Source organism: Streptomyces sp. H27-H1 (assembly GCF_026627445.1).
Classification (GTDB): domain Bacteria; phylum Actinomycetota; class Actinomycetes; order Streptomycetales; family Streptomycetaceae; genus Streptomyces.
The window spans coordinates 58310-78483 of the sequence record NZ_JAPNLJ010000006.1; the positions used below are offsets into that span (position 1 = coordinate 58310).

At 71.2% G+C, this 20174-nt stretch carries 18 protein-coding genes and 1 pseudogene; 8 read left to right on the top strand and 11 right to left on the bottom strand.

Annotated features, from left to right (window positions below; genetic code table 11):
- The first annotated feature begins 34 nt into the window (after positions 1-34).
- Positions 35-616 carry a helix-turn-helix domain-containing protein gene (locus tag OTB20_RS08105; RefSeq protein WP_267815927.1) on the top strand — a complete coding sequence of 194 codons (582 nt, stop codon included), beginning with the start codon at positions 35-37 and terminating at the stop codon, positions 614-616.
- Between the two features lie 290 nt (positions 617-906).
- On the opposite strand, the gene OTB20_RS08110 is transcribed toward OTB20_RS08105, so the two are convergent.
- Complete coding sequence (locus tag OTB20_RS08110) at positions 907-1311, bottom strand: CoA-binding protein (RefSeq protein WP_267815929.1); 405 nt, start codon at positions 1309-1311, stop codon at positions 907-909.
- Between the two features lie 84 nt (positions 1312-1395).
- On the opposite strand from OTB20_RS08110, the gene OTB20_RS08115 reads away from it, so the two are divergent.
- Complete coding sequence (locus tag OTB20_RS08115) at positions 1396-2022, top strand: YigZ family protein (RefSeq protein ID WP_267815931.1); 627 nt, start codon at positions 1396-1398, stop codon at positions 2020-2022.
- Positions 2023-2478: 456 nt separating this feature from the next.
- Positions 2479-3239: pseudogene (locus OTB20_RS08120) on the top strand (transposase family protein).
- Here OTB20_RS08120 and OTB20_RS08125 read toward each other — a convergent pair.
- Both OTB20_RS08125 and OTB20_RS08130 read right to left on the bottom strand, forming a co-directional pair.
- Positions 3231-4433, bottom strand: coding sequence for an NAD(P)/FAD-dependent oxidoreductase (locus OTB20_RS08125; protein WP_267815932.1), 1203 nt, complete (start codon positions 4431-4433; stop codon positions 3231-3233). The pseudogene OTB20_RS08120 and the gene OTB20_RS08125 sit on opposite strands and share 9 nt — an antisense overlap.
- Positions 4434-5705: 1272 nt before the next feature.
- Complete coding sequence (locus tag OTB20_RS08130; protein ID WP_267815934.1) at positions 5706-6275, bottom strand: TetR/AcrR family transcriptional regulator; 570 nt, start codon at positions 6273-6275, stop codon at positions 5706-5708.
- Positions 6276-6354: 79 nt separating this feature from the next.
- Here OTB20_RS08130 and OTB20_RS08135 point away from each other — a divergent pair, with 79 nt between their 5' ends.
- Together OTB20_RS08135 and OTB20_RS08140 are read left to right on the top strand one after the other, a co-directional pair.
- Positions 6355-6501 (top strand): hypothetical protein, encoded by a 147-nt coding sequence (locus OTB20_RS08135; protein WP_267815936.1) that lies wholly within the window; start codon positions 6355-6357, stop codon positions 6499-6501.
- The gene (locus OTB20_RS08140) at positions 6498-7025 is read left to right on the top strand and encodes a hypothetical protein (protein WP_267815938.1); all 528 of its coding nucleotides are present in this window, start codon (positions 6498-6500) and stop codon (positions 7023-7025) included. The genes OTB20_RS08135 and OTB20_RS08140 overlap by 4 nt, the downstream gene beginning before the upstream one ends.
- A gap of 120 nt (positions 7026-7145) precedes the next feature.
- Here OTB20_RS08140 and OTB20_RS08145 read toward each other — a convergent pair whose 3' ends face one another.
- From OTB20_RS08145 to OTB20_RS08170, 6 genes are all read right to left on the bottom strand, one after another.
- A complete protein-coding gene (locus OTB20_RS08145) occupies positions 7146-7853 on the bottom strand; it encodes a hypothetical protein (RefSeq protein ID WP_267815939.1) in 708 nt (235 codons plus the stop codon).
- Between the two features lie 828 nt (positions 7854-8681).
- Positions 8682-9092, bottom strand: a complete 411-nt coding sequence (locus tag OTB20_RS08150; RefSeq protein ID WP_267815940.1) for a four-helix bundle copper-binding protein — start codon at positions 9090-9092, stop codon at positions 8682-8684.
- 149 nt (positions 9093-9241) lie between these two features.
- Positions 9242-9754, bottom strand: a complete 513-nt coding sequence (locus tag OTB20_RS08155) for a DUF4396 domain-containing protein (protein ID WP_420716350.1) — start codon at positions 9752-9754, stop codon at positions 9242-9244.
- Between the two features lie 117 nt (positions 9755-9871).
- Positions 9872-10504 carry a DUF305 domain-containing protein gene (locus tag OTB20_RS08160; RefSeq protein WP_267815941.1) on the bottom strand — a complete coding sequence of 211 codons (633 nt, stop codon included), beginning with the start codon at positions 10502-10504 and terminating at the stop codon, positions 9872-9874.
- A 124-nt stretch (positions 10505-10628) separates the two neighbouring features.
- Complete coding sequence (locus OTB20_RS08165) at positions 10629-11039, bottom strand: DUF6153 family protein (protein WP_267815942.1); 411 nt, start codon at positions 11037-11039, stop codon at positions 10629-10631.
- Positions 11040-11236: 197 nt separating this feature from the next.
- A complete protein-coding gene (locus OTB20_RS08170; RefSeq protein WP_267815944.1) occupies positions 11237-11983 on the bottom strand; it encodes a hypothetical protein in 747 nt (248 codons plus the stop codon).
- Between the two features lie 345 nt (positions 11984-12328).
- On the opposite strand from OTB20_RS08170, the gene OTB20_RS08175 reads away from it, so the two are divergent.
- Both OTB20_RS08175 and OTB20_RS08180 read left to right on the top strand, forming a co-directional pair.
- Entirely contained in the window at positions 12329-13495 is a 1167-nt protein-coding gene (locus OTB20_RS08175; protein WP_267815946.1) for an exonuclease SbcCD subunit D, read from the top strand.
- Positions 13495-16506 carry an AAA family ATPase gene (locus OTB20_RS08180; protein ID WP_267815948.1) on the top strand — a complete coding sequence of 1004 codons (3012 nt, stop codon included), beginning with the start codon at positions 13495-13497 and terminating at the stop codon, positions 16504-16506. Before OTB20_RS08175 ends, OTB20_RS08180 begins: the two co-directional genes overlap by 1 nt.
- Positions 16507-16561: 55 nt before the next feature.
- Here OTB20_RS08180 and OTB20_RS08185 read toward each other — a convergent pair whose 3' ends face one another.
- Positions 16562-18277 carry a DUF885 domain-containing protein gene (locus OTB20_RS08185; protein WP_267815950.1) on the bottom strand — a complete coding sequence of 572 codons (1716 nt, stop codon included), beginning with the start codon at positions 18275-18277 and terminating at the stop codon, positions 16562-16564.
- A gap of 49 nt (positions 18278-18326) precedes the next feature.
- Positions 18327-18809: an Lrp/AsnC family transcriptional regulator gene (locus OTB20_RS08190; RefSeq protein WP_267758622.1), complete on the bottom strand. Its 483-nt coding sequence runs from the start codon at positions 18807-18809 to the stop codon at positions 18327-18329.
- A gap of 60 nt (positions 18810-18869) precedes the next feature.
- Between OTB20_RS08190 and OTB20_RS08195 the strand changes: the two genes are divergently transcribed.
- On the top strand, positions 18870-20090 hold the full coding sequence (locus OTB20_RS08195) for a trans-sulfuration enzyme family protein (protein WP_267815952.1): 1221 nt from the start codon (positions 18870-18872) through the stop codon (positions 20088-20090).
- Positions 20091-20174 lie beyond the last annotated feature (84 nt).

Below are 20174 nucleotides of genomic sequence, written 5' to 3' on the forward strand. Positions count from 1 at the left end.
GTCATCCAAAATATTGGACGGAGTGGATGGAACGGTGTCGGATCTCGAACAGCTCACCCAGGCGCTCGGCCGCAACCTCAAGCGCTGGCGCGGAGAGCGCGGGTTCACCCTCGAGGCCCTCTCCGCCCGTGCGGGGGTGAGCCGGGGAATGATCATCCAGATCGAGCAGGCCCGTACGAACCCCAGCGTCGGCACGACCGTCAAACTGGCCGACGCGCTCGGCGTCAGCATCACCACCCTGCTGGACCACGACCGCGGTCCGCGGGTACAGGTGGTGCTCCCGGGACAGGGGGTGCGGATGTGGTCCACCGAAGGCGGCAGCGGCGCGAGCATGCTGCTCGGCGACGACCGGCGGGGGCCGGTGGAACTGTGGACCTACCGGCTGGAGCCCGGCGAGGGGACCGCCTCGGACCCGCATCCGCCGGGCACCTTCGAGATGCTGCACGTCACGGTGGGGGAGCTGACGCTGATGGTCGCCGACGAGGCGTACGCCGTACCGGCCGGCGGGGCCGTCTCCTTCGAGGCGGACGCCCCGCACGCCTACCGCAACGAGGGGGCCGTCCCCCTGGAGATGACGATGGCGGTCTCCATCCCGCCGGTGACCGCCCACGCCTGACCGGAGCGGGTCCCGGTGCGTGCTCAGCGCGGGCCGGCGACCCCCGGGCCGGCGACCCCCGGGCCGGCGCCCCGGCCCGCCTGCATGGCCGGCCCCCGCACCGGATGCGTCGCGACCAGGTCCCGGCAGACGGCCAGGAGGTTCCGCCGGTCGGCCGTGATCCAGTCCCGGTCCAGCGCCCAAGCCCCGCAACACCGGGTCCGGTTCGAAGGCGACGGCCAGCCCGACCTGCTCGAACACCTCCGAGTCGGAGGGGGGAATCGCGATGGCGAAGGAGCTCCGGCGGCCCCTCAGAGGGCGGGGATCTCGATCGCCGGGCAACGGTCCATGACGATGTCCACTCCCGCCGCGCGGGTCCGGTCGAAGGCGGCCTCGTCGACCACGTTCAGCTGGAACCAGACGGCCTCGGCCCCCTTCGCGACGGCCTCGTCGGCCACCGGGCCCGCCAGGGTGCTGTTCACGAAGACGTCCACCACGTCCACCTTGAACGGGATCGCCTCCAGAGAGGGGTACCCCTGCTCGCCGTGGACCGTCTCGGCCTTGGGGTGCACGGGGATCACGCGCTTGCCGTACCGCTGGAGGACCTCGGCCACCCGGTACGCGGCCCGGTCCCGGTTGTTGGACAGGCCGACCACGGCCCAGGTGTCGCCGAGCTCGGTGAGGATCTTGCGGATGGTTGCCGGATCGCCGTACACGTGTGCCGCCTCCTGCTGCTGTGTGTCTACTTCCAGGTCAATCAACCGAAAAGACGCATGTCGGATTCCCCGTAGGGTGGACGGGTGAAGGCAGACCAGTACGTGACCGTGGCCCGTGAGGGTGTGCACGAGTCCGAGATCAACCGCTCGCGGTTCCTGTGCGCGCTCGCGCCCGCCGCCACCGAGCGGGAGGCGCAGGAGTTCGTCGCCCGGATCCGCAAGGAGCACCCCACCGCCTCGCACAACTGCTTCGCCTACGTCATCGGCGCCGACGCCTCCGTCCAGAAGGCCAGCGACGACGGCGAGCCCGGCGGCACCGCCGGGGTACCGATGCTGCAGATGCTGACGCGCCGGGACATCCGCTACGCGGTCGCCGTCGTCACCCGCTACTACGGCGGCGTCAAGCTCGGCGCCGGCGGGCTCATCCGCGCCTACGGAGGGGTCGTCGGCGAGGCCCTCGACGTGCTCGGCACCGTCACCCGCCGCCGCTACCGGCTGGTCACCGTCACCGTCGACCACCAGCGGGCCGGCAAGACCGAGAACGACCTGCGCTCCACCGGGAGGAACGTGGTCGACGTGCGCTACGGGGCCGCCGTGGAGATCGAGGTCGCCCTGCCCGAGGCCGACCTGCCCGCCTTCGAGGCCTGGCTCGCCGACAGCACCGCCGGGAGCGCCACCCTCACGCCGGGCGGGGAGACGTACGCACCCTGAGCATCCGGCCGAGGCCCCCGGCGCGGTGCGGCCGGTGCGGTGCGGCTGGTGCGGTGCCGGAGAAGCGGTAGCGCACGGCACCCGCAGCACGGGCCGGTGCCCTTCGCCTGCCGGAGCATCCCCGCCCTCGGCTGTCCCCGCGGTGGCCGGAGACTTGGCAATGGACCCAGCCGTCGGCACGGGAAAGGGGCGTCCCGGCGTCTCGTGGTCGCCGCAAGCGGCGAAGACCAGCCGTACTGCTGGACCCCAGGTAGCGGTGGGTCGGCGCGAAGCGCAGTCGCCCAGGGCTGCGCGGTGTGAAACCTGAAGGTGTTGTGGGAGCTCCCGTCAAACAAGGAGCCTTTTTCAACCTGGCTGTGTGGTCGGGGTGTTGGCGGGTGAGGGCTGTACGGAACAGCGAAGCTCCTGGTAGACGGGTTCTCGACCAAGATCACCCGTGTCCGCCAGGAGCTTCGTGTGCTTGTCTGCCCGTCGTCGATTGATCTGTCCAGCCACACCCTCGGTACCTGACGGGGCGCCTACGGGCTCGGCGGTGGAAGATCTGGACGCGGTGGAGACGCCTGCCGGCCGGGCGTCAGGCCCTGCTTGCCCTGGCCCACCTGCGGTGCGGCGACACCTACGCCCAGCTCGCCGCCGGCTTCCGCATCGGCACCGCGACCGCGTACCGCTACATACGCGAGGCCATCGACGTACTGGCCGCCGGGGCTCCCACCCTGGACGAGGCGATGAAGACCGTACGGACGAAGGCGTTCGTGATCCTGGACGGCACCCTGCTGCCGATCGACCGGATCGCCGCCGACACCCCGTACTACTCCGGGAAACACAAACGCCACGGCATGAACGTCCAGGTCCTCACCGATCCATTCGGACGCCTCTTGCGGGCCTCACCCGCACTGCCCGGCTCCACCCATGATCTGACCGCCGCCCGCACACACGGCATCATCGACGCGCTCGCCGAGGCGGGCGCGAAGTGCTGGGCGGACCAGGCGTACCAGGGCGCCAGCCGGCCAGTTCGCGTGCCGTTCAGGGGCCGCCGGCTCAAGCGGTGGAAGCGCCGGCACAACAGCAGCCACGCCAAGATCCGCTGCCTCGGCGAGCAGGCCATGGCCACCCTCAAGGGCTGGCGCCTGCTCCGCAAGCTCCGCCGCAGCACCAACCGGATCACCGACGTCGTGAAAGCCGTCCTCGTCCTTCACCACGCCTCAACATCAGGTTGAAAAAGGCTCCATGAGTCGGGGGTCGGAGAAGAAGTCGCTGGGCTTGGTGAGGCCCGCGTTCACCCGGACGAAGCCGTCCATGGTGTCCTGGCTCTCGGCTACCTTGCCCAGGACCCGCTGCATCTCGGGCGGCGGAGGTTCGAGGGACGCGAATTCGGCGGTGAACTCGTAGATCTGCATGACCCGTTCGTCCCGCGCCTGTTGGTAGCCGCGCATGGAGTCGTCGAACGCGCTGCGGCCCGCGAAGGTTTCGTCCAGGGCCTGCGCGCACAACTCGGCATCCTGGAAGGCGTCCTGGATTCCCTGGGCCGTGACGAAGTCCTTCAGGTACCCGGCGTCGCCGACCAGCGCCCACCCCGGTCCGTAGGGGACCCGGAAATGGTTCTCGACGGCGGTGCCGACCAGCCGTTCGGTACTGGTGGCGGCGGCGATCCGGTCGGCGAAGGCCGGCACCCGGTTCAGGGTGTCGTGGTAGCCGCCCTCGATGTCGGCGCGGTTCGCCTCGAACTCCCGCATCGGCAGTCCGCAGATCACCAGCGTCACGTCTTCGTTGGTGGGCCAGGCCGCGAAGGAGCGGTCGCCCCGGATGTACGCCTCGAACCCGCCGTGCATCGGCAGGTTCGCCCAGTACGTGTAATAGCTGACCTGGAGCTTCGGCTTCTCCGCGTAGCGGCGGGCGTCCACGGCGCGGGCGACCATCGAGTGGGCGCCGTCGGCTCCGATGACGACCCGGCCGTACTCGGTGGTAGCGGTCCCGTCCGGGCCGTGGCCGCGGATGCCGGTCACGGCGTCCCCCTCCGTGACCAGACCCTCCACGGTGAACTTCTCGCGCACCTCGGCGCCGGCCTCCACCGCCGCGTCGACGAGGATCTTGTCGAGGACGGTCCGCCGGGGCGCGTACGAGCCCTGGCAGCCCAAGCCCGCCGGCGAGCCGGAGATGACGATGGGTCCCAGGTCGAAGGTGTACGTGGTGATCTCCGGGCACCCGGTGGCGACGACCCGGTCCAGCAGGCCCCAGCGCCGCAGGGCCGCGAGTCCGGGCGGGTGGATGAGGTGGGTGGAAAGGGTGTCGCTGGGGAAGACCGCCCGGTCCACCACCAGGACCCGGTAGCCCTGGCGTGCCAGCAGCATCGCCGTGCTCGCGCCCGCGCAGCGGGCTCCCACGATCACGGCGTCGTAGGTCTTTCCGGTCATGTCGATCGCCTCCCCGAAGGGGTAGGGCCTGTGTTTCCACGGTAGGCGGCGGCACGGGTCACCGCCTCGGGAGAACCACCCGTCGCGGTCCATGGGCGGTTCTCCTCGTCTGAGGCGGTTGAGGCGGTTGAGGTGGCACGGCGGGCGGCGGGCCGGGGGAGGGCGTCGATCCGGCCTGCCGCGTTCCCGTAGCCGTCCGCATCCCGCGCGGAGGGCGGGCCTGGGCGGTCCCCCCTTGTCCGGATCCGCGTCATGACATGGACGCCGCATGCCCCTTGATCCGCCCCGCCGTCCGCCGTCGTTGCGCAGAGCTGAGTGGTGGGTCCGAGGGCGGCATGCGTTAGCGTGGCAGGGGGCGGCTGGGGGTCCTGTGCTGGTTCGTGTGGTTTTAGAGGGGTAGTAGGGGTAAACGTGCAGGTCGGGGCGATTCTATGAAGTTCCTGCACACCTTTTTGACGCATCTCCTAGCATGAATGATCACCTGAGGGCAAACGTGCAGGTCAAGCGCTTGGGCCTCGCCTCTCGGTGGGGCCCTCCTGCATCCCCGTGCTGATCTGGTGCTGACCTCTCATCACCCGTCATCACCTCTGAGAACCTCAACCGTGCTGGGTTGGTGCTGACTTGGACAAGCCTTGATGGCTTCGGAGGTGTGTCGGCAAGCGGAGCGATCAAGATGGGCCGGTGAACTGGCGAGATCGGTCCGGCGGTGACAGTCACGGACGGTAGACGTAAGCCAGCCACCGCAGACCGTCCCGGGATATGGCGCAACGGGCAGCGGCAAATAGCGCGATGGGAATGAAGTCTCCGTAGGTTTCATGGGGGCAGGAGGTGTACGTAAATCGCCGCGTCGGTTCGCCGGATTCGCTAACCGGCGTTTGGCGGCTATGTTCCGCCCGGCGGGGCGGGGTGGCGCCCTGTTCAACGTCCGCAGGCTGGCCGAACCGGGGGCCAGGAGCTGTAGTAGATCGGGTGGTAGGGCAGCGTATTGACGAGGGCGCCGTCCGTCGGGCACGTGCTGGGGTGGGACTGTGACGAGGTGGCTATCGGCGATCTGCGGGCACACCATGCGCTAACCGCTAACCGCTAACCGCTAACCGCTAACCGCTAACCGCTAACCGCTAACCGGAAACCGGAAACCGGAAACCGGCGAGTTCGCCGAATCTCGGAGGACTCTGCCTGGGAACCGGCGGCGATTCTTCGCTTTCACGCGAGTCCGGCGTGGGTTCCCCTCTGATGTCTGGGCGAAACTGGCGACCGTAAGGCGCTGCCGGCTCAGGGAACCGGGCGCAGGCCGTCGAGGGTGACGGCGACCAGGCGGGTCACAGCCGCCTGGGAAGTCAGGGTGGCCGCCGCGGTCAGGGCGTGAAGGCAGTACTGCGCAAGCTCGGCGGGGGGAACGTCCGAGCGCAGGTCACCGGCCTCGACGGCCTCGGCGAGAAGGTGCTGGAGCATGCCGTGCAGGTGCCGCTCGGCATGCGAGACGTGCTCGCCCTGGTGCAGGAGGGCGGCGAGTTCTCCGCCGTGCCGCTGCCGGGCGATGCCCGCGTACGCCTCCAGCACCGCCTTCAGGCGCTCCATGGCGGTGCCGGTCTGGTCGCGGATGCCCGCGAGTTGATGGAGGTGGGCGGTGACCTGGCGCTCGTGCCAGGCCAGCAGGACGGCTTCGACGTCGGAGAAGTACTTGTAGAGCGTCGCGCGGCCAATGTCGGTCTGCTCGGCGATCTGGGACATGGTCACCGACCGCAGGCCGCTCTGGGCCACCAGCTTCGCGGTGGTGTCCAGGATCGCCTCGCGCACGGCGGCGCGGTGCTTGTCGATCGTCTCGTTCCACAGCTTCGGCACCCACCCAGGATACGGACGTTCACAGGGCATACACTCGGTTCTAGATAGAGACAGAGTGTCTCGAAAAAGCGGAGGCGTCATGGCAGGCTCACCGGACCGGCACGATGGCGACGGCGAGGGGGCACCGCGCTGGGTGAAGGTTTCCGCGGCGGTCGCCGTGGTGCTGATCGTGGTGTTCGTGATCGTGCACCTGGCCGGCGGTGGCATGGCGGGGCACGCGCCGTGACCCCGTTCCCGCCGCGGCTGCGCAAGCTGACGCTCACGCTTCACGTCACTGCCTCGGTCGGCTGGCTGGGCGCGGTCGCGGCCTTCCTCGCCCTCGCCGTCGCTGGGCTGAGCAGCAGCGCGCCCCTGACGGTGCGGGGCGCCTACCTGGCTATGGACGTGGTGGGCTGGTACGTGATCGTCCCGTTCAGCGCCGCCTCACTGTTGACCGGCCTGGTGCAGTCCCTTGGAACGGTGTGGGGGCTGCTGCGCCACTACTGGGTCATCGCAAAACTGCTGATCACCGTGGGCGCGACCGTTCTGCTGCTGGTCCACATGCAGCCGGTCGGACACCTCGCCGACGCGGCCGCACGGGCCGCCCTCACGGGCGGCCAGCTTCAGGGCATGCGTATCCAGCTGATCGCGGATGCGGCCGCCGCCCTTGCGGTGCTGCTCACGGCGGCCGCCCTGTCGGTGTTCAAGCCGCGCGGGGTGACCCGCTACGGACGCCGCCGCCAGCAGGAGCAAGTCCCACAGCCGCGCTGACCCGCGCCCGGTCTGCCAGCGGATCAATCCTCTCACCGACTGGTCAGGCACTGGGGTCGCGCTGCCTCAGACTTGCCGGGTTCGGCTGTGACTGTCTTCCGACGGCGCAAGCAGGTCGGCTCAGTGCTGGTGTCCGTCGTCGTGCCCGGGCTCCTTGCTGGGGTGGGTGGCGTTCGGGGAGGCGGTGGGCTGGGAGGTCGGGTTGGTGCTGTCGCTGCCGTGGCCGCCCTCCTTGCCTTTGTCGCTTCCTTTCTCGGGCACGACATCGCTGTGGCTATGTCCTCCGGACTCGGCCATGGTGGGGGCGATGTGGCGCAGGCCGAAGAAGGTGAGGGCCGTCACGACGAGAATTGCCAGGCCCATGAGGCCGAAGATGCGCCGCCAAGGCTTCTTGGCCTCCTTCAGGAAGAAGGCGACGAAGGACAGGACGATGCCCAGCGGTATCAGCACGGCACAGCGTTCGGGCAGGTCTGCGAAGTGCTGCATACCGCCGCTGAGCATCCCGAGGCCGAACGAGAGCATCGTCGAGGTACCGAGAACGCGCAGTATGCGTGACAGGGGCTGCCTCTCGGACGCCAGGATGATGTCGTTGAGGACGGTCGCGAGCAGGAAGACCAGTACGCCGGACGCCGCGATCATCGAGTAGCGGGCGGGGGCCATGGGGTGGTGGACAACCGCTCCGCTGATGAGGCCGGCGCCCACGTAGTAGCCGACATAGCCGAGATAGCGCCACGGCAGAGAGGCGCCTTCCCGTCTCCTGTTGGAGCGGCGTTGGCTGCGGGTCGGCTGCGGCGGGGTCGTCGTGGCGAGAATGGGTGAGGAGGACAAAGCGGACCCTTCAAGGGAAAGTTCAATGGGGGCCTGGGCTCTCAACGAGGCAGGCGGGCAGGACGGGGCCGAAGATCGGACTCGCGGGGAGCAGCGCAAGGTGAGCCGGCCACGGCTCCGCGCCGCACGCCACGTCATGCAGCCACAGAGCGCATCGCAAGGCATGGCCGAGCCGCCGCTGGTGCGCTGGCGAAGATGGCTCACGGGTGTGCCCGACAGGAGTCGACCGGTTGGCGGGCGTGAAGGCTTAGATCCGTAGGACCGCTGAGTCCGGCACGGGCGCAGATGCCAAGAGGGCCGTGACAGGTCGAGCGCCGCCGGCTGCATATGCGTACGGAGGCCAATGAACGGCCTGGACTTCACACGGGACAGGCAGTGTGGCGCAGTGTTGGGGCTGGCCGGACACACACTGGTGAGCGGCGTGGTCGGGCTCCGGAGCATCCTGGTGGTCGGTGTGCCCCTGGCCGGAGTGCGGTTCGGGCGCCTCGTGACTGTGCCCGGCGGAACCCGGGTCCTGAGCGTTCAGGGCTACGGCGTTGGTCGGCGTTCCGGGGTGGGCGTGGCCTGCGGCGCTCTCCGCGCTGACCCCGTGGCTGTACATCAGCGTGAGGAGAAGCGCGGCGAGCACCCACGTTCGCCACGGGCCCGCTGCACGAGAGCGGGACCGCGGCGCGCTGCGGGTCGCCCGGACCAAAACCATGCCGGGGAGCATAGCGTCACCTCGGCCGCGGACCTCCTGTGGGGCGTGTGTTCCCTCGGACGAGTGGGTCCGTGGCTGCCGACGTGCAGGCCGGGATTTCGGCTGCCGGGTGGGGCGGAGTGCGAGCGTCAGCCGAGGGCCGAGAACAGTTCGTTGCATGCCTGCTCGCAGCTTCGGCAGGCTTCGGCGAAGATGCGGCAGTGGTCGTGCATGTCGGCATGCTTGGCGCACTCGTCGCCGCACGCCTTGCAGGCCATGGCGCACGCACGAAGGATGGCCGCCGTGATGTTGGCGTCGTAGCCGGTGTGCCGGGAGAGGACCGCGGCGGTGGCGGTGCAGATGTCGGCGCAGTCCATGTCGGTGCGGATGCACTTGGTCAGATCGCCCACCATGCCCTCGGACAGGCAGGCGTCCGCGCACGCCGTGCACGCCTGCGCGCAGGCGATGCACTCCTCGATGCAGGTGGTGAGCTTGGCCTGGTCGATGTCGCCGAGGTCGGCCGGGTAGGTGGCGAGCATGTCCTTGACGGTGCTGGACATCGTCGGCGCCTCCGTTCCCCGCGAGGCCGGCGGATCCGGGGCGGCCGCCATCTAAGCCCCCGGTACCTCCAGCTAACGCCCCGAGACGCGAACGCGCCCGGCCGCACCGTGAAGGTGCGGCCGGGCACGTTCGTACTGCGGGGCTGTGATCAGTGGTAGGCGTGGACGACGGCGTGGCCCTTGCCGCGGCCGATCATCCACTTGTTGACCGGGGTGGTGATCACGAAGGCGACGGCGAATCCGCCCAGCAGCGCCGTCCAGAACAGCGCGTCCGACAGGTGGGCGTCCATTGCGCCGGGCGTCAGGGCGATGATGCCGTTGTCGACGAGCTCCATCACCGCGATCGAGACGGTGTCCGCGGCTAGCGCCACCTTGATCGCGCTCTTCCAGTCCAGGCCGGCCCGGCGGACCGCGAACAGGGTGAAGGAGTAGCCGAAGATGAACGCCAGTGTGATGGCCAGGATCATCGTTTGGACGTTGCCCCACATCAGGGCGGTGCCGATGACCATGCCGAGGATCTCGCCGATCGCACATCCGGTCAGGCAGTGCAGCGTCGCCTTCGCGGCGGCCCCCCAGGTCACCGGGCCCATCTGGTGACCGGCGTGACCCGCGTGCGCGCTGTGGTCCTGTGCGGTGCTGGTCTGGTGTGCGCTGTGGTCCATGGCCGTCATCCCCAATCCCGTCCAGTGTGACCCCGCTCTCGCGGACCCACACCGCAACTATATACCCCCCAGGGGTATTCTGGCCCAGCAAAAGGCGGAGGGGTGCGCCGGGGTGGGTCAGCTCTTGCCGAGCAGGTCATTCATCCTGGCGATCTCGGCGGTCTGCGAGGTGATGATGGCGTCCGCCATCGTCTTGGCGTCAGGGAAGGCGCCTTCGGCCTTCTCCGTCTTCGCCATCGCCAGGGCGCCTTCGTGGTGCTTGATCATCATTTCCATGAAGGCGGTGTCGAACGCCTTGCCCGAGGAGTTCTTCAGCTTGTCCATCTCCTCGGCCGTCATCATGCCGGCCATGCCGTGCGCGGAGTGGTCCGTGGCTCCCTCGGCTGGAACCTGCTCGCCCCAGGAGGTCAGCCAGCCCGACAGCGTCTTGATCTCCGGGTCCTGGGCCTTCTTGATCTCGTCCGCGAGCTTCTTGACCTCGGCGGATTCGGCCCTGGTGGGCGCGAGGTCGGCCATCTCCACAGCCTGACGGTGGTGGGGGATCATCCCCTTGGCGAACGCGACGTCGGCGGCGTTGTGCTGCCCCTGCGCGGCCGGAGCCGAAGCCGAGGCGGTCGGCGACTTCGAGGCGTGGCCGTCGTGCCCGGCCGAGCCGTCGTTGTTCGACCCGCAGGCGGCGAGAACGAGCGCGGCCGTACCGGCGGCCGCGACAGCGGCGCCGCGGCGGATGAGGGAACGGTTCGTGTTCATGGTGGTGCGACTCCTTGGTGCGCCGCCCTGAGCGGGCGGGCGCTGAGCGGAATGAGGATGTGCCGGAGCGCGGCCTCCCCCGCCGTCGGCCGAGCCGGGGCAAGGAGGTGCCGTGCGGGCGGTCCTATATCCGCAGGAGTTGCAGCTCAGCGAGATCGGGCGGCGCCCGCCCGCTCTCCGGAGTCCCCGCCGCACCGCCGAGCAGCGCATCCGGCACGGGCCCGGCCTCCAGAGCCGCGGTCAGGACGGGAGGCGCGTACGCAGCGCCGACACCGGCCGCCGCACACGTGGCATCTGCGTGCTCCGCATGGCCCATTCCGCCATCAGTGTGCGAGCAATCGCCAGCCACCTGATGGACGGCCTCGTCGTGGACCATTGCCATGACGTGGCTACCGGCAGCTGCCGGCGCCTTCGTGGGCGCCGGTCCCGGCCCAAGGCCGTGCATAGCCAGCACACCGGCCAGCACCGCCAGCACCAGCAGCACGAAGCCGCGCCCGATGGGGCGACGGCTCGACGGCGGCATCGTGCTGGTCATGCGGTCATCGTACGATCCGGTCCCGCGCGCCGCTTCCCCCGGGCCGTCAGGCATCCACTGACCGCGTGACGTGACTGCGCAGCTCAACGCGACAGGTTCCCGCCAGACCTATGGGGCGATGGGTCCACCCTTCTTGTCCGGATGAGCTGAAAGAACGTAGCGGGTGGCGGAGAGGTTGGACAGGCCGAAGAGCTCCATCAGCCGGACGGGGTCGGCGCTATGACGGGCTTCGTCGACGATGCGGTCCGTGCGCAGGCGGCCGGCGGGAAGGCCGACTCGCTGGAAGAGCAGCTGGACCGCGGCGGCGCTGATGGGCGGGCCTGATTCGCCGACGGCAGTGTTGCGGTTGACGAGGAGGTGGGGTTGGAGCTGTCGGGCCAGCGGTGGAGTTCCCAAGCTGTGGCCAGGCGAAGCGTGAAGTCGTCTAGGTAGACGATGTGGTCCGTGCGTCCCTCGCGGCGCACGCGGAGTCGGCCCTTGCTGCGGTTGAAGTCGGTTCGCTGGAGGTGGACGAGCTGTCCGGGGAGGAGGGCGTGGATGGCGACGAGGGCGACCATGAGGCGTTCGCGGGCGTCGTCGAGGTGGTCCAGGAGGCCGGCGACGCGGTCGGAGGGAAGCGCGGTGGGCACCGGGCGGTTGCTGGTGAGGGCGATGCTGCGGGCTGGGTCGCGGAAGACGAGGCGCTCGCGCTTGAGGGCCCTGAACAGGGAGCGCAGCGCGGTGTGCAGGCGGTGGGCCTGGTCCCCGCGGAGCGGGTCCAGGGCATCCTCGATGTGCTTTTTGGTGATCTGGCGGGGATCGCTGAGCCCGCTGGCGCCCTGCAGGTTGGTGCCCGTAGCGACCAGGGCCCGGATGTCGCCCTCCGGGTGGGGGCGCCGGCGCCGAGGTGTCCTGTCAGGATGCGTAGGGTGCGGATACTGCCGCTGAAGTGGTCGGTGTTCCATCCGAGAAGCAGGGGCCCTACCCCAGGCGGCACGACGGATCGGTGAGGGGTTCGCAACCCTTGCAGAGGCCACCAAGCGTGGTGCGCACCCGGACGCCGTTCCACTGCGCAGGACTGCGGAAGCGTGTACGGCCCGGGCGTGCTGCTGCGGCCGGCGTCTTTTGGGATGCGGCAAGGATCGACGGCGTGAAAAATTGTCCTCCAATTTTTCGGGGTGATCTTAGGTGAGCGGCGGATCAGGGGGCGCCATGCGTTAGCGTGGCAAGCGTTCATGGCGAGCCCCCGTGCTGGTTCGTGCTGGTTTTTAAGGCGCAGTAGGGGTAAACGTGCAGGTCAGGGCTATTTCATGAGATTCCTGCACACCTCCGACTGGCATCTCGGCCGGACCTTCCACCGCGTGAACCTGCTCGGCGCCCAGGCCGCCTTCATCGACCACCTCGTCGCGACGGTGCGGGAGCACGAGGTCGACGCCGTTCTCGTCGCCGGTGACATCTACGACCGCGCCGTGCCCCCGCTGCCCGCCGTGGAGCTGTACGACCGGGCCCTGCACCGGCTCGCCGACCTCGGCGTGCCGACCGTGATGATCTCCGGGAACCACGACTCCGCCCGCCGCCTCGGTGTCGGGGCCGGGCTGATCGGGCGGGCCGGGATCCACCTCAGGACCGACCCCGCCGGGTGCGCCGACCCCGTGGTGCTGGCCGACGTACACGGTGACGTGGCGCTGTACGGGCTGCCGTACCTGGAGCCCGCGCTGGTCAAGGACGAGTTCGGCGCCGGGAAGGTGAGCCACGAAGCCGTCCTGGGCGCGGCCATGGACCGGATCCGGGCGGACCTGGCCGGGCGCCCGCCCGGGACCCGCTCCATCGTCCTCGCCCACGCCTTCGTCACCGGCGGGCAGGCCAGCGACAGCGAGCGCGACATCACCGTCGGCGGGGTCGAGGCCGTGCCGGCCTCCGTCTTCGACGGGGTCGACTACGCCGCCCTCGGCCACCTCCACGGCTGCCAGACGATCAACGAACGGGTCCGCTACTCCGGTTCCCCGCTCGCCTACTCCTTCTCCGAAGCCGACCACCGCAAGACCATGTGGCTGATCGAGCTGGGCGCGGAAGGGGAGATCGCGAGCGCCGAGCGCGTCGACACCCCGGTACCGCGCGGCCTCGCCCGGGTCCGGGGACCGCTGGAGGAACTGCTCTCCGAGAGCGCCTACGCCCGGTACGAGGACTCCTGGCTGGAAGCCACCCTCACCGACCCCGTCCGGCCCGAGGACCCCATGGCCCGGCTCGCCGCCCGCTTCCCGCACACCCTCACCCTGGCCTTCGACCCCGAGGGCCGCACCGAGGATGCCGGCGGCAGCTACGCGCAGCGCCTCAGGGGCCGAAACGACCAGGAGATCGCCGAGGACTTCGTCGCCCACGTGCGCGGGGGCGGCTTCGCGGACGAGGCCGAACGGGCCGTGCTGCAGGGCGCCTTCGACGACGTACGGGCCGACGAGAGCCGGCAGGAGACCCGCTGATGAGGCTGCACCGGCTGCGCATCACCGCCTTCGGCCCCTTCGCCGAACCCCAGGAGATCGACTTCGACGCCCTCTCCGGCGCCGGGATCTTCCTGCTGCACGGCCCCACCGGCGCGGGCAAGACCTCCGTCCTGGACGCCGTCTGCTACGCCCTCTACGGATCGGTCCCCGGCTCCCGCCAGGCCCCCGGCACCAGCCTGCGCAGCGACCACGCGGCCCCCGGCATCCCGACCGAGGTCACCCTCGAACTCACCGCGGGCGGGCGGCGCCTGGAGATCACCCGGCGCCCCGAACAGGACCGGCCCAAGAAGCGCGGCACCGGAACCACCAAGGACAAGGCGCAGAGCTGGCTGCGCGAGTACGACGGGGAGCACTGGAGCGCGCTGAGCCGTTCCCACCAGGAGATCGGCGAGGAGATCGAGCAGCTGCTCGGCATGAGCCGCGAGCAGTTCTGCCAGGTCGTCCTGTTGCCGCAGGGCGAGTTCGCGCGCTTCCTGCGCGCCGACGAGGTGGCCCGCGGACGGCTGCTGGGCCGGCTCTTCGACACCCGCCGCTTCGCCGCCGTCGAGACCCTGCTCGGTGAGCGCCGCCGCGCCGCCGAGGCGAAGGTCCGCGCCGGCGACGAGCAGGTGCTGCACACCGCCCAGCGTCTCGCCCAGGCCGCCGGGGACGCCGCCGACCTGCGGGCCTGGCCGCTGCCCCGGCACCAGCCGGGCGACCCCGGGCTGGCCGGGGCGATCCGCGCCTGGGCCGCCGTCGTACGCTGCTCCGCCCGCGAGCGGCTCACCGTCGCCGAGTACGCCCTCGCCGCCGTCGAGGGGCGCTACGCCGCCGCCCGGCGGGCCGCCGAGGAGGCGCGGGAGCTCGACCGGCTGCAGCGCCGGCACGAGGAGACCAGCCGCCGGGCGGCCCTGCTCGCCGAGGCCGGTCCGGAGCGGGAGCGGGTGCGCGCCCTCCTCGACCGGGCCCGGCGCGGAGCCCTGGTCGCCCCCGCCCTGGAGCTGCGCGGAGCCGCCGCCGGAGCCCACATGGCCGCCGCGCACGCGGAGTCCGTGGCCCGGGCGGAGCTGCCGCCGGCGCTCGCCGAGGCGGGGACCGAGTACCTGGCCGAGGTCGAGCAGCGGCTGCGGGGCGACCTGGGAGCCCTCGGAGCCGCCCGCCGTTCCGAGCAGCGCAGCGCCGAGATCGGCCGCGAACGGGCCGACCTGGAAAGGGAATCCCGGGCCGCCGAGGAACAGCAGCAGGAGACCGCCGAGTGGCTCGGCCGCTGGGAAGCCACCCGGGCCGGGCTGGCCGGACGGGCGGACGCCGCCCAGCAGGCGGCGACCCTCGCCGAGCAGCTCGCCGGAAAACTGGAGCCCGCCAGGCTGCACCTGCACGCCGCCCGGCGGCGCGACGCCCTCGACGGCGACGCGGAGCAGGCCTCCGGCGAACTGCTCACCGCCCGCGAGGAGTCGGCCGCGGCCCGGGAACGCTGGCTGGAACTCAAGGAGACCCGGCTGCGCGGGATCGCCGCCGAACTCGCCGCCGCCCTGGTGCCGGGCGAGCCCTGCACCGTGTGCGGGGCCGCGGAGCACCCCGCTCCGGCCCGCCCGGCCCCCGGCCATGTCGACCGGGCCGCGGAGGAGGCGGCGCACGCCCGCTTCGAGGGGGCCGAGGAGCGCAGGGCCGGCGTCGAGCGCAGGCTCGCCGCCGTCCGGGAGGCCCGCGCCGAGGCCGCCGCCGGCGCGGGAGACGCCACCACCGCCGAACTCCTCGAACTCACCGCCGGGCTGAGCTCCCGTCACGCCGAGGCGCACGCCGCGGCCGCCGGACTGCACACGGCCCGGGAGCGGCTGGCCCGCGCCGAGCGGGAGCACGCGGTGCGCAGCGCCGAACGGAGCGAAGCCGCGGCCCGGGCGGCCGCACGGGATTCGCGCCGCGAGGCCCTCGACCGGGAACAGGCCTCGCTGGAAGCGGAGCTGGCCCAGGTACGAGACGGCGCCCCCAGTGTCGCGGCCCGCGCCGGAGTGCTGGAGGACCGGGTCCGCATGGTCACGGCGGCGGCGGCCTCGCTGCGCCGGGCCGAAACCACCGCCGCCCGGCTGAAGGAGGCCGACGGGCAGCTCGCCGACGCCGCGTTCAAGGCCGGCTTCGACACCACGGAGGAGGCGGCCGACGCCGTACTCCCGGAGTACGAGCGCAGCGCGCTCCAACGCCGCACGGACGCCTGGCAGGCGGAGGAGGCCATGCTGGCCGAACGCCTGGGCGAGAGCGACACCGCCGCGGCGGCCGCCCTGCCCCCGGCCGCGCCCGAAGAGGCCGGGAACCATGCGGACCGGGCCGGTGCGAAGCTTCGTACGGCCGGGTCCGCCGTGGACGCGGCTCGCGTCCGGTGCAAGGACCTCGACGGGCTCTCCCTCCAGGCCGAGCGGGAACTGCGCTCCCTGGGACCGCTGCGCGAGGCCTACGAACGGGTGGCCCGGCTCGCCGGACTCACCGCGGGCACCTCCGCCGACAACGAGCGCAAGATGCGGCTCGAGGCCTACGTGCTCGCGGCCCGGCTGGAGCAGGTCGCCGCTGCGGCGACGGTACGGCTGCTGCGCATGTCCGGCGGCCGCTACACCCTGCTGCACTCCGACAGCAAGGCGAGCGGACGAGGACGCTCCGGGCTCGGGCTGCACGTGGTCGACGCCTGGACCGGCAGCGAGCGGGACACCGCCACCCTCTCCGGCGGCGAGACCTTCTTCGCCTCGCTCGCGCTCGCGCTGGGCCTGGCCGACGTGGTCACCGACGAGGCGGGCGGCATGCGGCTCGACACCCTCTTCATCGACGAGGGCTTCGGCAGCCTCGACGATCAGGCGCTTGACGAGGTGCTCGACGTACTGGACTCGCTGCGCGAACGTGACCGCAGCGTCGGCATCGTGAGCCACGTCGCCGACCTGCGGACCCGGGTGCAGGCGCAGCTGGAGATCGTCAAGCAGCGCGGCGGTTCGTTGGTGCGCCACCGCACGGCGGGCGCGGCGGGCTGAAACGCCTGGCCGGCGAAGCCCGGCCCGCCACGCGTACGCACGGACGGCCCGGTGATCAGAGCTTCGACAGCTCGTCCACCAGGTCGTCCAGGCCCAGCGAACCCTGCGACAGCGCCGCCATGTGCCAGGCCTTCAGGTCGAAGGAATCGCCGTGCGCGGCACGCGCGTTGTCACGGCCCAGCAGCCAGGCGCGCTCGCCCAGCTTGTAGCCGATCGCCTGGCCCGGCATCGACAGGTAGCGGGTCAGCTCGCTCTCGACGAAGTCGCCCGGCCGGCCGCTGTGCAGGCCGAAGAACTCCTGCGCCAGGTCCACCGTCCAGTGCTCGCCCGGGTGGAACGGCGAATCCGCCGGAATCTCCAGACCCAGGTGCATGCCGATGTCCACGATGACCCGCGCGGCGCGCATCATCTGGCAGTCCAGGTAACCGAGCCGCTGCTCGGCGTCCTTGAGGTAGCCCAGCTCGTCCATGAGCCGCTCCGCGTACAGCGCCCAGCCCTCGGCGTTGGCGCTGACGAGACCGACGCTGGCCTGGTAGCGGGAGAGCTGGTCGGCCACGTGCGTCCACTGCGCCAGCTGGAGGTGGTGGCCAGGAACGCCCTCGTGGTACCAGGTGGAGACCAGGTCGTAGACGGGGAAACGGGTCTGGCCCATCGTCGGCAGCCAGGTGCGCCCCGGACGGGAGAAGTCCTCCGAGGGGTTCGTGTAGTACGGGGCCGCAGCCCCGCCCGGAGGGGCGATCCGCGACTCCACCCGCTTGACCCGCTCGGCGAGCTCGAAGTGGGTTCCGTCGAGGTTCTCGATGGCCTCGTCCATCAGACCCTGCAGCCAGGCCTGGACCTCGTCGACGCCCTCGATGTGGGTGCCGTGCTCGTCCAGGTGCTTCAGCACCTCCCAGGGACCGGCGTCCGGCAGGATCTTGGCGGCTTCCGCCTTCATCTCCGCGAGCAGCCGGTGGTACTCCGACCAGCCGTAGGCGTACGCCTCGTCCAGGTCCAGGTCGGTGCCGTTGAAGTAGCGCGACCAGCGGGCGTAGCGCTCGCGGCCCACCGGGTCGGGCTCGCCCTCGACCGCGGGGGCGTACACGTCGCGCATCCAGTCGCGCAGTTCCACGACGGCGGCGGTCGCGCCGGTGGCGGCCGCGTCCAGCTCGGCGCGCAGGGAGTCGGGTCCGGCGGCGGCGAAATCGGCGAAGAAGCCGGCCGTGCCCTCTTCCCCTTCGACGCCTTCGCCGGCCCAGCCGGTGAGCTGCTCGACGAAGGTGGCGGTGGGGCGCGGGCTCCCGAACAGGCCGCGCTCCAGGCCGAGCGCGAGGCATTCGCGGTAGCCCGCGTAGGCGGCCGGTACGGCGCGCAGCCGCTCGGCGATCGCGGCCCAGTCCTCGTCGGTGTCCGCCGGGGTCAGGGTGAAGACCTCGCGGACCGAGTGCGCGGGGGAGTGGATGTTGCTGACCGCGCGCAGATCCTCGTCGGCCTCGTACACGGCGAGTTCGGCGGTGAGCCGCTCGCGCAGCAGCCGGCCGCAGCGGCGCTCGACATCGCTGTCGGCGCCCGGCTGCCGCTCGGCGGCGTCGAGCAGCGCGAGGGTGGAACGGGAGAGTTCTGCGGCCGCCGCCCGGCCCGCCGGGGAAAGGTCCGGGAGTTTGCCGGAGCTCGCGGCGACACCGAGGTAGGTGCCCGTGATCGGGTCGACGGCGATGAGCGCGTCGACGTAGGAATCGGCGACCTGGCGGGGCAGCTGGGCGGCGCTGTCACTGGTGAGGATGTCTGACATGTGGACATCTTCGTATGCCGGAGGCGTCCGCGTCATCAGCGAAAGGTCCTCAGCCTGCTGACGTAGGCGGCAGCAGCGGCCCGCAGTCCCACTCCTGGAAGATCAGCCTGGTCTCCACCCGGGAGACTTCCCGGCGCGAGGTGAACTCGTCGAGAACCAGCCGCTGGAGCTCGCCCGGATCGGAGACCGCCACGTGCACGAGGTAGTCGTCCGGCCCCGTCAGGTGGAAGACGGCCCGCGAGGCCGGCAGCGAGCGCACGCGCTCGACGAAGGGGCCGATCAGCTCGCGGCGGTGCGGGCGCACCTGTACGAGCAGCAGCGCCTCCAGCCCGCGCCCGAGCTTGGCCGGATCCAGCTGGAGCCGGTTGCCGAGGATGATCCCGGAGCGGCGCATCCGGGCGACCCGGTCCAGACAGGTCGACGCGGCGATGCCGACCTCGGCGGCGAGATCGCGGTACGTGGTCCGGGCGTCGTTCTGCAGAAGGCGCAGAATCTGCAGGTCCACCGGGTCCAGTGCGACGGATTCGGACATTCGCCGAACGTAGCACGGCATTTCCCCGCTGGATCCGTCGCACTGCGCACAGTACGGCCCATGGAGACGAACGCCCCGACCGTACGACGGTCACTGGCCACCGAAGCGGTTCATGCCGGACGCGAAGACCTCGCCGGGCTCGGACTGCACGCGCCTCCGCTCGATCTGTCGACGACCTACCCGTCGTACGACAGCCGGGCGGAGGCCGCCCGCATCGACGAGTTCGCGACGACGGGAGCCCGGCCCGAGGGCCCGCCGGTCTACGCCCGGCTGGACAATCCGACCACCGCCCGGTTCGAGACGGCCCTGGCCCGGCTCGAAGGCACCGAGAGCGCCGTCGCCTTCGCGAGCGGGATGGCCGCGTTGTCGGCGTGCCTGCTGGTGCGGGGGATGAAGGAGCTGCGTCACGTGGTCGCCGTACGGCCGCTGTACGGCTGCAGCGACCATCTGCTGAGCAGCGGCCTGCTGGGGACCCGGGTGACCTGGGTGGACCCGGCGGGCATCGCGGACGCCATCGGGCCCGACACCGGTCTCGTCATGATCGAGTCGCCCGCCAATCCGACGCTCGCCGAGATCGACCTGCGTGCCGCAGCGCAGGCCTGCGGGGAGGTGCCGCTGCTGGTCGACAACACCTTCGCGACGCCCGTCCTGCAGCGGCCGGCCGAGAGCGGGGCCCGGCTGGTGCTGCACAGTGCCACCAAGTACCTCGGCGGCCACGGGGACGTCATGGGCGGGGTCGTGGCCTGCGACGAGGAGTTCGCGCGCCAGCTGCGCCAGGTGCGGTTCGCCACCGGCGGGGTCCTGCATCCGCTGGCCGCGTACCTGCTGCTACGAGGGCTCTCGACGCTCCCCGTACGGGTCCGGGCGGCCTCCGCGAGCGCCGCGGAGCTCGCCGGCCGGCTCGCGGCCGATCCGCGGGTGCTGCGCGTGCACTACCCGAAGATCGGCGGAGCCATGGTGGCCTTCGAGACGGCCGGCGACCCCCACGAGGTGATCGCCTCCGTACGGCTGATCACCCCGGCGGTCAGCCTGGGCAGCGTCGACACCCTCATCCAGCACCCGGCCTCCATCAGCCACCGCATCGTGGCCGAAGGGGACCGGCACGCCGCCGGCGTGAGCGACCGGCTGCTGCGGATGTCGGTCGGGCTGGAGGACGTGGAGGACCTGTGGGCCGATCTGGACCAGGCGCTCGACCGTGCGACGGAGCGTTCGGCGGAGCGTGCGATGTACCGTTCGGCGGACCAGGAGGGCGTCGGCGTCGGGGCTGGGGCCGGGCTCTAGTGCCGTGACCGGAGAGTTCACCGCGTCGCGGTGTCCTGCGCGGCACTACCTGGACCAGGGCAGGCGGATGGCTAGCAGCGCCGC